This window comes from Pseudomonas sp. LBUM1653 (assembly GCF_059716115.1).
Map to the genome: position 1 here is coordinate 2,287,039 of NZ_CP166803.1, position 11,694 is coordinate 2,298,732.

The following is an 11,694-nucleotide window of genomic DNA, read 5'->3' on the forward strand; positions in this document are numbered from 1 at the left end:
ATGAGTATCGCTCGAATATCTATTCCGTTGATAGTTTCCAGGGTAGGTGAGATGGTTGCATCTCTCCTTTATTTTTCCTTTATCGGGCATTTTATAGTTGACTCACTCAGTGATGCCTCACTAGCTTGGGCATTGGTTTCTTTTTTTACGGTTGTTGGAATCGGATTTTTTTCAGTGCTACTGATTAATGTGGCCGGCTCGACTGACTTGAATTCTAACGATGTCGATCTTAACTTAAATATTTCCTTCAGGTGTGCGATTGTTTTTGGAGGGGTTGTTGTTTTTGGGGTGTTCCTTTATGTTGTTAGTTTGTCAGGTGGTATGGCGTTTAACGATAGTTCTCTAGGGCTTGAGGTGCTGCTGATATTCTCGTTGTCCATTCCTGCTATTTATACGCAGATAGTTATCTTTAATTTTTTTAATGCTATGAAGAAAACTAGATATGAGCTTTTATATACGTGGGCATTTAATTTATTTGTTATCCTCCTGGGGGGCATTTTAGTCTTGATTGGGTTGGATTCGAATGTGATTCTCTTCGTGTCCGCTTATGTTGTCCTGAAGTGGCTTTTTGTTGCAGTAGCGTTCAGTTTTTTCGATAAAAATATTCAACACTACATTTCTACTTTTCGGTACTTGCAGAGCATTCCAAAAAAAGTGTATACGACTTATTTTTTTAGTGGGGTTCCCTTGGCACTTTGCTTTGGTGGTGAAAGTCTATTGTTTTTTATTCTCTCGTTTGTTTCCAAAGGCCTTGGTGAGGCAAGCCTTTCTGCATATCATGCCTCACTCCATTTTTTGAGTGTCATATATATGATTTCAATTGGGGTGGGGAATGCTACAGGTATAGTTGCAGCTCGCTACTACGAGAGAAAAAATTTTTCCCTGCTTAGACAAGCGTACAGTCAGGGGCTCAAGTTTGGAATATCTATATTGATACCGTTGTTGATTGCTTGTTTTTTCTTAAAGGAGAATATATCCATAATCTATACTTCTAATGAGGTGGTGAGAAAATCGATTGAGAGCAATATTACAATTTCATTGCCTTTTTTGATTTTTGAGTATGTTTATATTGTGACTCGAATGACATTGAGGAGCATGGGGGATTTTTGGATGCCAACAATATTTACCATCTTGTCTCTAAATATATTTGGGCTGACTATTTCTATCTGTTTGCTTTTGTTGTATGAATATAGTGTCAGTTCTATATTTATTGCTCTTGTTTGTTGCTCATTTATTTTGATGCTAATTTTACTTTGGCGATTGGGTGTGATCTTAAGAAGGCATGATAGTCGCCCGCTTGCTGCTGACTCATTTGGTTGATTAACCGTTGGTGAGATGACTGTTTATTTTCGCCACCTATCCGGTCGTACGATGTGCCTTGAATCGTGACAAGTCTGGCTTCGCGCTCGATTTTCCGAAGCTCTGTTTCTGGATGTCGAGATTATTGAACATTAGATAAAGGTTCGATCATGCCATTTACCAATAGATATTATCTTGAAAGACAGTCGCATTTTGAATCAAACGCAATAAGCTATCCGCGTAAATTTCCAATTGCGATTAAGTCGGCGGAAGGTGCGTGGATAACCGATGTCGAAGATAGACGCTACCTTGATTGCTTGTCTGGTGCAGGAACATTGGCCGTTGGCCATAACCACCCTTCAGTTATCGCTGCAATACGAGATGTGCTCGATCATCAGTTGCCGTTACACACACTCGATTTGACCACACCTGTCAAAGACGAATTCTGCGCAACCATACTTAAATTGCTGCCTGGTTCTCCGGACAATTGGCGTCTGCAATTTTGCGGCCCGACCGGTGCCGATGCCGTGGAGGCTGCGATTAAGCTGGCGAAAATTTCCACGGGCCGTTCCAGCATCATTAGTTTCAGTGGCGCTTATCACGGTATGACGTTTGGAGCCCTAAGCGTGACCGGCAATCTCGGACCGAAGACTTCTGTGGGTAGTCTGATGCCGGACGTACAGTTCTTGCCCTATCCATACTCGTATCGTTGTCCGCTCGGAATTGGCGGCGAGACAGCGAGCACTGCTTTGGGCGTGTTAGTCGAACGTTTCCTCGATGATGTCGAGAGCGGCGTTACCAAGCCGGCAGCAATCATCGTCGAGGCGATTCAAGGGGAAGGCGGCGTCATTCCTGCACCAGCTCCATGGCTACTGAAACTACGCGAGGTCACCCGCCGACACGAGATCATCCTGATACTAGACGAAGTGCAGGCGGGAGTTGGACGTACTGGGCAATGGTTCGCGTTTGAACACGCGAATATAGTTCCCGACATGATTGTACTGTCGAAGGCGATAGGAGGTGGTCTTCCGTTGTCGCTGGTGGCATACCGGAGTGTTTTCGACGTTTGGTCGCCGGGTGCTCACGCCGGCACATTTCGAGGTAACCAACTCGCCATGGCTGCCGGCAAAGCGACGCTTGAACTCATGGTGAAGACAGATGTGCTCGCGAATGTACGTACAGTCGGCGCTGAGCTGGAAAGAGATCTTATGCAACTGAAGCTACGTTTCCCCTGCATAGCTGAAATTCGTGGGCGCGGACTGATGCTTGGAATTGAAATTGTAGATACCGAACTCGCCCCTGATTCACGTGGCAGCCATCCCTCCCATCCACGTTTGTCGCAAGCACTTCAACGAGCCTGCTTCGATAATCAATTGATTGTCGAGCGCGGTGGTCGGCACGGCGCGGTTCTGAGACTTCTACCTCCGTTGACATTGACACATCAGGAAGGAGGCATCGTTATCGAGCGCCTGGAGGCGGCACTGGAAACGGCCACGCGTGTCATTCCACAGGCAACCGGTCATGTATGAATTACCGGGGAAAGGAATGACCGCCTCCGATCAGCAGGGAGCGACGGCTTATCGTCGCTTGATGACAAAAGCTGTCGAAACTGCGACCCGATGGCTCGAAATAGGAACTCTATTTGACGGAGCTCGACCTGACGCGCTGCGGAAACAGTTGTCAGAACTCGATATCTTTTCGGAGCATGGAGTTGGCGACGAACAGGCCCTAGCGGATGCCGCTACGTATTTTCTCGACCACGCGCTACAGGTCCATCATCCACTCTGCGTCGCGCATTTGCACTGCCCCACGACTCTCGCTTCTCAAGCCGCTGAGGTATTGATCAACGTAGCTAACCAGTCTATGGATTCCTGGGATCAGAGCCCGTCGGCCACAATTATCGAGCAACATCTTGTTTGCGCGCTCCGAGCACGAATTGGTTACCCGTCTAACGATGCTGGTGTGTTGACTAGCGGTGGCACGCAAAGCAATTTAATGGGCCTATTACTTGCTCGTGATCGTCATGCGTTGCTTCATTTGGGTATCAGCGTCAAGGAGGTGGGGCTTCCGGTCGACGCTCACCGCATGGTCGTGGTTTGTTCAAGCCAAGCACACTTTTCAGTACAGCAATCGATGTCCTTGCTCGGCCTAGGGAGCAGCGCTGCGATTTCCGTGCCCTGCGACCACGAAGGCAGATTAGCTGCAGTCGATGTCGAGCGTACGCTGTCCAGACTAACAAGCGAGTCGAAGGTACCATTCGCCATCATCGCAACCGCCGGTACGACGGATACGGGCGCAATTGACCCTATCAGTGAACTAGCCGACATCGCGCGGGACCGTGGGCTGTGGTTCCACGTGGATGCCGCTTGGGGCGGCGCGTTGCTTCTATCTCAGAAATACCGTGATCGCTTAGACGGGCTTGAGCGTGCTGACTCCGTCACCCTCGACTTCCACAAACACTTTTTCCAAACCATCAGTTGCGGTGCATTTCTGCTTCGCGATAGCGCACATTTCGACCTGATGCGTACACATGCGGATTATTTAAACCCGGTCGAGGATGATAGGGATGGCCTTCCGAACTTGGTTGCGAAGTCCCTGCAGACCACTCGTCGATTTGACGCCCTGAAACTATGGATGAGCCTCCGCAGTCTCGGAACGGCCCGATACGCAGAACTGATAGACCAAGCGATTGATCTAGCTAGTGCGGTCGCTAAACGTATTGACGAATTCTTGTCGTTCGAGCTGGTCAGTCGTTCGCAGTTATCGAGTGTCCTGTTTCGGATTAGCAGACCGCTTTGCGCTGATGTAGATTGGGATGCGGTGCACATTCATGTCGCGCAGGTATTGCTTGAACGTGGCATTGCCAATCTAGGCGTCACCCGCAGAGACGGTCGAATAACATTGAAAATGACACTCTTGAATTCAAAAACCGTACTGGCAGATATCGATATCTTGCTGGCGACTATTGACGTGATTGTCGACGCCTATCTAACGGAGCGCGCATAACACCTTCGGACTTCAAGCTCGGTCAAAGCAAGCGGCCACTGGAAGAGCTGGATGGTTGGGTGAGGCATAAACTTCGCTACGCCATCTGGCGCCAATGGAAGCTACCTTTTACGAGGATACGTAACTTGAGGCGTTTGGGGCTCAGTGAGGCGCGCGCCTGCAAATCAGCGTTCAACGGTCGAGGCCCATGGTGGAACTCGGGGGCGCCACATATGAATCAGACGCTACCGAAGTAGCTATGGGACCGACTCGGGCTGGTCCCGTTACTGGATACGATAAACCGACTTTTCCGCATAACCTGAACCGCCGTATACGGAACTGTACGCACGGTGGTGCGAGAGGACGGCGGCTGCGAAACCGCCTTTTACTCGGTATCACGAAACTAGTATCGAAGACTTATCGCTACGCTATGCCTTGTCCGACTTACCGGCCGCCGCGGCGAATTTCGCCAGGCGCACATCCAGTCGACGGGGGCGCAGGTTGTGGTCCTCGGCATGCTCCTTGCGCCGGATGGCGTTGCGCACCATCAGCGAGCCCAGGTAGCGGATTGGCTCTGGCGGGAAATGGCCGAGCGGACCTTGCACCAGCGGCGAGCGTGTCCAGGGGTTGTCCAGCCCCAACACCAGCGATGAGAGGATTTGCCCTCCCATATGACAGGGACCGACGCCGCTGCCTGAGTAGCCGAAGCCATAAAAGACATTGCCGCCTGCGCCCATCCGGCCGAAGAACGGTAGCCCGGTGACTGAACGATCGGACGGGCCGTTCCACGTGGCGGCAATGTCAACATCGGCAAACTCTGGAAAGAACTCGGTCAAGGTATTGCGCAATAACCCTTTGTAGGGCGAAGGCTGGTCAAATACCGGCAGGATACGCCCGCCGTAAGCGAAGGTATTGCCACCTTTGCCGAGCATGATCCGGCCGTCCGGGGTGTTGTGGTAGTAGTGCACGAATATGCGCGAGTCGAGTACGGTGACCCCGCTGGTCAGGCCGATTCGTTCGAGCAGGTCAGGTCGCGGCTCGGTAATGATCATGTCGCTGGAGACGATGGCCACTGAGCGCGAAAACTCTGGAAAAGCACGGGCCATCCAGGCGTTGATGGCCAGGACTACGCGCTTGGCAACGACGCGCCCGCCCGGCGTTTTGACGGTGGCCGGCAGCCCGTGTTCCAGGCCGGTCATCGGCGAACCCTCGTGGATTCGCACGCCCAGTTCGAGCGCAACCCGTCGCAGACCGCGCACCAGCTTGCCCGGTTGCACACTGGCCGCCGCAGGTGAGAACCAGCCTTCAACGTGCCGGGTTGAACCCGACATACGTTGCACCTCAGGTAGCGCGCGTTTGGAAAAGGAGTTGATGCCATTGCGCTCCAGCGCCGCGATTACCCCGTCCGTCGAGCCGACCTGGGCGCGGTTGGTCGCGGTGTAGAGCGTGCCATCAAGACGGTAATCGGCGTCGACTGCATATTTTTTGCAAAAGTCGCCGATGGCGTAAATGCTCTGTTCCGATTCCTTGACCAGGCGTACAGCCTCTTCGACGCCGAACAAGCGCTCCAGGGTGAAGAACTTGGCCGACCAGGACAGCGCACAGCCGCCATTGCGTCCACTGGCACCGGCACCGCAGATGTCCGCTTCAACGATGACAACGTCCAGCTCGGGGTTCTGTTCCTTGAGCATGATGGCGGACCACAAGCCGGTATAACCACCGCCGACGATGCAGACATCGGCGTGGGTGTCTTGGCGCAATGGCGGACAGGGCGTGTCGGATTGGCTTTTCAGGGCCTGGTCGAGCCAGTAGGGGCGCATGGGGTGTCTCCGTTCGATGGGTTCCGGGGCGGGGCTGGTGGGGCTGGGATTCAGGACGCAATCAGCCGCAGGCGGCGACCACGATCATTTCCACGCGCCAACCGGGGTCGATCAAATTGGCCAGGGTGCAAGCGCGTGCGGGGGCATGGCCTTCGGGGAAAAACTCGTCCCAGACCCTGTTGAGCCCTGCATAGTCCTCACGATGGGCCAGCAGGATGCGCACCGAAAGCACCCGGGTGCGGCTGCTACCGACACTGAGCAACAGCTGCTCGATAGAGGAAAGTACTTCGTGGGTCTGTGCCTCGATACCGCCACTGAGGTCCGTGGCAACCTGGCCCCCGATGTAGAGGTTGTTGTCATGCCGGACCATGTCCGAACGGCGTTTTATCGTGGCGAAACGTTCAATTTCCATTAGACATTCCTGATGGGTAGGAGCGACGACTCAGTGACTAAAGCATTTGCGAAAACCATCCTTGCAGTTCATTGTTCATAGATAAAATCGATTTATCGTATGCATGAATAAGTTGAACCTATAGAATGGCCATCCATGACGATCTCCCATACGCAGCTCAAGGCTTTCCACGCTGTGGCAATCAACGGCAGTTTCACTCGCGCGGCCGAGCAGCTCTGCCTGTCCCAACCGGCGGTGTCCGACCAGGTGCGCAAGCTTGAGGATTACTACGGTGTGATGGTGTTTTACCGAGACAAACGCCTGGTGCGCCTGACTGAAGTGGGCGAGCGGTTGTTCGGCCTGACCCAGCGCCTGTTTGATATCAGTGTCGATGCGCACGACATGTTGATGGACTACCGCACCCTGTCGACGGGGACCCTGAACCTGGCCGTAGACGCGCCCGTGCATGTACTGCCCTATGTCGCGCGCTTCTGCGCTCGATACCCCGGTGTCGATGTGAAAGTTGAAACGGCCAATACCGATGAGGTCCTGCAGCGGTTGTTCGGGCACCAGGCAGACATTGCCCTGCTGGGGCGCAATATCGAAGATGACCGACTGCTCAAGCTGCACCTTCGCAGCGACCCGATGCTCGCCTTCGTCGCCCATGACCATCCTTGGGCGCAACGAGAATCTATCTGCCTGGCCGATCTGGACAACACGCCCCTGGTGTTGCGCGAGCAGGGCTCGGTTACGCGGCTATCCCTGGAAGAGGAGATGGCTGCGGCGGGCTTGCGAATTCGCAAGGCCATTGAGGTGGAGGGGCGAGAAGCGGCGCGCGAGGCCGTAGCCATCGGCATGGGGGTCGGTGTTGTCTCGGCGGCCGAGCTCGGTTCGGATTCGCGGCTGCGCGGATTGCCGATCGTCGATTGCCAGCAACGCTTCACCGAGACACTGGTTTGCCTTCGGGCGCAGAGTTCCCGACGGATCCTGACGACCTTCTTTGACATTGTCAGAGAGGTGGCAGGCGGGTGATTTTCGTAAGTTCCTGAGCTCGTCAGTCGGGGCTTTTGTCACCACGACTACGGTTCAGCACAGTAAGGTACCCACCGCCCGCGCGCTTGAGTCATCGTAGCGCGGGGCAAAAGCCCCGGTCTTTAACCAGCTGACATTGGCCTATCGTGCCGTTAAGCAAGGTATGGGCTGTCTACGCTAAGTTAGCTCAAATCGCTCTAACGCATAATCCTTACCTGCCAAGGTTAGTTCAAAAGTGGTGGCGCCGAACGTACCCCTTGTCACTTTTTGCTTCACAAGACGCTTGGCTTGGAGCTGCTTTAGACCGGCTTCGACTTCTAGCGTGCTGAGTGAGACAAGCTTGCAAACCGAGTTTAAATTCGCAATTTTCCTGAAGTTCGCATGATAGGCTAAAGCTTCCATCAGTAACGTTTGGTTATCTGTCAGCTGTGGAAACTGTGGGTTGTTCTTTTTGTAAACTTTTCGCTCTATCTCATGTAACTCGCCGTAAGCTCCATCAGTGATGCGGGCGTAGTAAATCGCTACAGACAGCGTGCTGATTAAAATCGCGATAATCATCAGCAGCGACCAATTCGGCATTGGCGTTTCCAGCAAAAGCCAATCCACACAACGTAGCAGCCAGCCCGTGGTATCTGCCAACATTGTCAGGTCGAAGTAAGTGTCGAGCAGCTTCATGGCAGCCCCAGCGACAAGGAAAACTCCAGCCGAGTAGGCCAGAGCCTTGAACATGATCGGGGAATGTTTGCTTTGTGCTGCCATGCTACTCGTCTCTGGTATAGAAACAGTTGTTATCAGCATAGCAGTGGAAATGTGGCCCTATGGCTGCCGACCTGCAAACGATTGTCGTGCGCGCGAGCGAGCCGTCCGCCCTAGCCGAGTTGCTCGGCAAGCCCGACGATAATGCCCTCAGGCCCACGAATATAGGCGAGCCGGTACGATTTTTCGTACTGCATCTGGCCAATGAGTTCTGCGCCATGGGCCTGCATCCGCGCAACGACCGCATCGATGGCATCGACGGCAAACATGATGCGACGAAGTCCCAAAGCATTCACTGGCGTGTCCACGGGCCCAAACCGAACGGCGTCTGGCGTGTGGAATTTGTCCAGTTCAATTCCCTGCCCATCGGGAGTGCGCAGCATCGCGAGGGTCGCTCGCACGTTTCCCAGCCCTATGAGGCTCCCGATAGCAGGCCCTTCAACGGTGGTTTGGCCCTCAAGCTTGAGGCCCAACTCGATAAAGAACGCCTTCACCGCTTCAAGATCGTCGACAACAATCAAGACGTTGTCCATTCGCTTGACTGTCATGTCCTTCGCTCCCTGTTTCAACGGTGTCGTGTATTTGGGGAATTGGCGTGGCACTAGCGACGATAGTAGCGGCGATCGTCCTCGTAGCGATGGCGCATGGCCCGATCATGCTGGCGATCCCAATCACGATGGCGTTCAGCTTCTCGGCGGGCTTGCTCTCTACGCCACTGATCTTTTCGCCATTGGTCTCTACGCCAGTCGTCTCGTCGCCAATCGTCCCTGCGATCGTGCCAACGGCCGTCACGCCAGTATCGGTCGTCATGGGCAAGCAACGGCCCTGGCTGCTTGCCGGCCATACTGGCCAAGGTCGGCCAAGGGTTGCCGGCGGCCTGGACGGGCGTCTGAACGGCTGTGACTTCAGTTGCGAAAACAGGGGTTGAGGTCTTCATCTGTGTTGCTGATGCCGAGCCCATTGCCGCGAACGCGAACAGGCCGAGGAGCACCATCCGTGGGTCATGGAATTTCATGAGCGGATACAACCTCTGATTGACAATGGGACGTGTGGCCATCTGGCTGCGGGTTCGCGCTTGCCGGGGGATGTGCCTATCCAAATAGACCGATAAACAGGGAAAAGTTCTAGGGAGCCGCCGCTCAATTTTGAACTCCCGATCCAGAGGCCAACTCCTATCTCACAATGCACTGCAAGTGACCATGATGTGGCGATGACCCACCAACAGCTGCATAGCCGCGAGCTCGGCGAGATATTCGAAACAGATCTTCCAGCACGCCTGGACCGCTTGCCGTGGGGCCGTTTTCATACCCTGCTAGTGTTCGCGCTAGGCATCACCTGGTTGCTCGACGGCCTGGAAGTGACTCTGGCCGGCTCGGTGTCCGGCGCGCTGAAAAACAGCCCCGACCTGCGCATGAGCAACTTCGATATTGGCTTGGCCGGCGGCATCTACATCGCCGGCGCTGTAGTCGGTGCCTTGCTCTTCGGCTGGCTGACCGATCGCCTGGGGCGGCGCAAGCTGTTCTTCATCACTTTATGGCTGTATGTAGGCGCCACGGCAGCCACGGCGTTCTCCTTCAACCTGGAAAGCTTCCTGCTGTTGCGCTTCCTCACGGGCATGGGCATCGGTGGTGAATACACGGCGATCAATTCGACCATCCAGGAATTCACCCCGGTACGCTATCGCGGCTGGGTCGACCTGACCATCAACGGTACATTCTGGTTAGGCGCAGCGCTTGGCGCCGGCGGGGCCATCGTCCTGCTGGACCCGCACGTGGTCGGCGGCGACCTGGGCTGGCGCCTGTGCTTCGGCATCGGTGCGGCGCTGGGCCTGTTGATCCTGTTGATGCGCCTGTGGCTGCCGGAAAGCCCGCGCTGGCTGCTGGTCCATGGTCGGCACGATGAGGCGCGACACATCGTCGAAGGCATTGAAGCGCGTCTGCGCGAACAAGGCCATGAACTGCCGGCCGTGACCAGCAAACCATTGCGCCTGCACGCGCGGGACCATACGCCGCTGGCGGAGATCTTCCATACCCTGTTCATCAGGTTCCGCCGCAGGGCGCTGGTGGGGATGACCCTGTTGACCGCGCAGGCCTTCTTTTACAACGCGATCTTCTTCACCTATGCGCTGGTGCTCACCGATTTTTACCAGGTACCCGCTGAGCATGTCGGTTGGTACGTATTGCCCTTGGCACTGGGCAATTTCTGCGGGCCACTGCTGTTGGGGCGCCTGTTTGACGTAATCGGCCGACGCGTGATGATCAGCTTCACCTACGCGATGTCCGGGATATTGCTGGCGCTCAGTGGCTATGCCTTCCAGCAGAATTGGCTGGATGTCACCCAGCAAGCCGCGGCGTGGATGGTGATCTTCTTTTTCGCTTCGGCAGCGGCCAGCTCGGCCTACCTGACCGTCGCAGAAACCTTCCCACTGGAAATCCGTGCCTTGGCCATCGCCGTGTTTTACGCGTTTGGCACTGGCCTGGGCGGCATCATCGGGCCGATGCTGTTTGGCCAACTCATCCAGACCCAGCAGCGCAGCAGTCTGTTGATCGGTTATCTGATTGGCGCTGCGCTGATGTGTGTGGCAGCGGTGGTGCAAGCGGTTTGGGGGGTGGCTGCGGAGCGTCGAGGGTTGGAGCAGGTGGCCAGGCCTTTGTCGCAGGCTGGGGATTGAGGGGAGTACTATCAGTCAATGGGCCAAGGTGTTTGCCCGTTGGAGCTCCACAACGACTGGCAAAGGTTCAATCGTTACCGACTCAATATATTCCTTGTCGAGCATTCCCCTTGTTGCTTGCGATAATGCGCATGACGCAACCCGTGAGTAATTCCGTCAGGTGCTGTTGCGTAATACCCAACTCACTCCACTGCAACTGGCCATAGAGCATCCCCATCACTGCATGGGTGATCAGGCAGGTCTCGGCATCTGGCTTGCCCTTCACATCGTATTCATCGGCGATAATTTCGCTCAACAGCGCGCTGTGCGCACGCTTCAACTTATCCGCGTGGAGTTTGTGTTCCTCGTTGAGGTTAACAAACTCGCGGGTCACCAGTATCAATCGGTACTTTTCGTTGAGGGTAAAGCTGACGAAGGCCTGGACAAAGCGACGTACCCGTTCGGAAGGGGTCTTGGCGCCTTTCATGCGGCGCTTGGTCATGACCAGCAGGTCTGACAAAGCCGACTCGATGAGCTCGAACAACAAGCACTGTTTATTTTCGATGTGATGGTAAAGCGACCCGGCTCGCAACCCTATGTGGCCTGCTAGATCACGCAGGCCAATGGCCTGAAAGCCGCGTGTTGCGAATAGCTCGACGGCAGCGTGAACAAGCCGGTCGCGAGCGTTGAGTGGTGAAGTGGCGGATGCATCGACTTCAAGCATGGTGGTCCCATCAAGGAAAAAACTCGATCGATTGGTT

The 11,694-nt window shown here is 54.8% G+C and carries 11 protein-coding genes and 1 pseudogene; 6 read left to right on the forward strand and 6 right to left on the reverse strand.

The annotated features are described in order from the left end of the window. The 4 genes and pseudogenes from ACA054_RS10355 to ACA054_RS10370 form a co-directional block, all read left to right on the forward strand. Nucleotides 1-1,320: an MATE family efflux transporter gene (locus ACA054_RS10355; RefSeq protein ID WP_497689296.1), complete on the forward strand. Its 1,320-nt coding sequence runs from the start codon at nucleotides 1-3 to the stop codon at nucleotides 1,318-1,320. A gap of 149 nt (nucleotides 1,321-1,469) precedes the next feature. Continuing rightward, nucleotides 1,470-2,828 (forward strand): diaminobutyrate--2-oxoglutarate transaminase family protein, encoded by a 1,359-nt coding sequence (locus ACA054_RS10360; RefSeq protein WP_497689297.1) that lies wholly within the window; start codon nucleotides 1,470-1,472, stop codon nucleotides 2,826-2,828. Then, on the forward strand, nucleotides 2,821-4,305 hold the full coding sequence (locus ACA054_RS10365; RefSeq protein WP_497689298.1) for a pyridoxal phosphate-dependent decarboxylase family protein: 1,485 nt from the start codon (nucleotides 2,821-2,823) through the stop codon (nucleotides 4,303-4,305). Before ACA054_RS10360 ends, ACA054_RS10365 begins: the two co-directional genes overlap by 8 nt. Before the next feature lie 11 nt (nucleotides 4,306-4,316). Continuing rightward, nucleotides 4,317-4,607 (forward strand): annotated as a pseudogene (locus ACA054_RS10370) (group II intron maturase-specific domain-containing protein); the annotation flags it as partial. A gap of 105 nt (nucleotides 4,608-4,712) precedes the next feature. On the opposite strand, the gene ACA054_RS10375 reads toward ACA054_RS10370, so the two are convergent. Continuing rightward, entirely contained in the window at nucleotides 4,713-6,104 is a 1,392-nt protein-coding gene (locus ACA054_RS10375; RefSeq protein ID WP_497689299.1) for an FAD-dependent oxidoreductase, read from the reverse strand. A gap of 61 nt (nucleotides 6,105-6,165) precedes the next feature. Beyond that, complete coding sequence (locus ACA054_RS10380; protein ID WP_497689300.1) at nucleotides 6,166-6,516, reverse strand: RidA family protein; 351 nt, start codon at nucleotides 6,514-6,516, stop codon at nucleotides 6,166-6,168. A 135-nt stretch (nucleotides 6,517-6,651) separates the two neighbouring features. Here ACA054_RS10380 and ACA054_RS10385 point away from each other — a divergent pair, with 135 nt between their 5' ends. Then, a complete protein-coding gene (locus tag ACA054_RS10385; RefSeq protein WP_497689301.1) occupies nucleotides 6,652-7,527 on the forward strand; it encodes a LysR substrate-binding domain-containing protein in 876 nt (291 codons plus the stop codon). A 177-nt stretch (nucleotides 7,528-7,704) separates the two neighbouring features. Here the strand turns inward: ACA054_RS10385 and ACA054_RS10390 are convergent, their stop codons facing one another. The 3 genes from ACA054_RS10390 to ACA054_RS10400 form a co-directional block, all read right to left on the reverse strand. After that, the gene (locus ACA054_RS10390) at nucleotides 7,705-8,286 is read right to left on the reverse strand and encodes a hypothetical protein (protein ID WP_497689302.1); all 582 of its coding nucleotides are present in this window, start codon (nucleotides 8,284-8,286) and stop codon (nucleotides 7,705-7,707) included. 110 nt (nucleotides 8,287-8,396) lie between these two features. After that, entirely contained in the window at nucleotides 8,397-8,831 is a 435-nt protein-coding gene (locus ACA054_RS10395) for a VOC family protein (RefSeq protein WP_497689303.1), read from the reverse strand. Nucleotides 8,832-8,884: 53 nt separating this feature from the next. Beyond that, entirely contained in the window at nucleotides 8,885-9,298 is a 414-nt protein-coding gene (locus tag ACA054_RS10400; RefSeq protein WP_497689304.1) for a hypothetical protein, read from the reverse strand. 195 nt (nucleotides 9,299-9,493) lie between these two features. Between ACA054_RS10400 and ACA054_RS10405 the strand changes: the two genes are divergently transcribed. Next, nucleotides 9,494-10,954, forward strand: a complete 1,461-nt coding sequence (locus tag ACA054_RS10405) for an MFS transporter (RefSeq protein ID WP_497689305.1) — start codon at nucleotides 9,494-9,496, stop codon at nucleotides 10,952-10,954. Between the two features lie 82 nt (nucleotides 10,955-11,036). Here the strand turns inward: ACA054_RS10405 and ACA054_RS10410 are convergent, their stop codons facing one another. After that, nucleotides 11,037-11,657, reverse strand: coding sequence for a TetR/AcrR family transcriptional regulator (locus ACA054_RS10410; RefSeq protein ID WP_497689306.1), 621 nt, complete (start codon nucleotides 11,655-11,657; stop codon nucleotides 11,037-11,039). Nucleotides 11,658-11,694 lie beyond the last annotated feature (37 nt).

What these genes read in the sequence shown, in the direction of transcription:
- ACA054_RS10400 (WP_497689304.1), bottom strand. Translation starts at nt 9,298, where the DNA reads ATGAAATTCCATGACCCACGGATGGTGCTCCTCGGCCTGTTCGCGTTC.
- ACA054_RS10360 (WP_497689297.1), top strand. Translation starts at nt 1,470, where the DNA reads ATGCCATTTACCAATAGATATTATCTTGAAAGACAGTCGCATTTTGAA.
- ACA054_RS10380 (WP_497689300.1), bottom strand. Translation starts at nt 6,516, where the DNA reads ATGGAAATTGAACGTTTCGCCACGATAAAACGCCGTTCGGACATGGTC.
- ACA054_RS10405 (WP_497689305.1), top strand. Translation starts at nt 9,494, where the DNA reads ATGACCCACCAACAGCTGCATAGCCGCGAGCTCGGCGAGATATTCGAA.
- ACA054_RS10390 (WP_497689302.1), bottom strand. Translation starts at nt 8,286, where the DNA reads ATGGCAGCACAAAGCAAACATTCCCCGATCATGTTCAAGGCTCTGGCC.
- ACA054_RS10365 (WP_497689298.1), top strand. Translation starts at nt 2,821, where the DNA reads ATGTATGAATTACCGGGGAAAGGAATGACCGCCTCCGATCAGCAGGGA.
- ACA054_RS10395 (WP_497689303.1), bottom strand. Translation starts at nt 8,831, where the DNA reads ATGACAGTCAAGCGAATGGACAACGTCTTGATTGTTGTCGACGATCTT.
- ACA054_RS10385 (WP_497689301.1), top strand. Translation starts at nt 6,652, where the DNA reads ATGACGATCTCCCATACGCAGCTCAAGGCTTTCCACGCTGTGGCAATC.
- ACA054_RS10410 (WP_497689306.1), bottom strand. Translation starts at nt 11,657, where the DNA reads ATGCTTGAAGTCGATGCATCCGCCACTTCACCACTCAACGCTCGCGAC.
- ACA054_RS10375 (WP_497689299.1), bottom strand. Translation starts at nt 6,104, where the DNA reads ATGCGCCCCTACTGGCTCGACCAGGCCCTGAAAAGCCAATCCGACACG.
- ACA054_RS10355 (WP_497689296.1), top strand. Translation starts at nt 1, where the DNA reads ATGAGTATCGCTCGAATATCTATTCCGTTGATAGTTTCCAGGGTAGGT.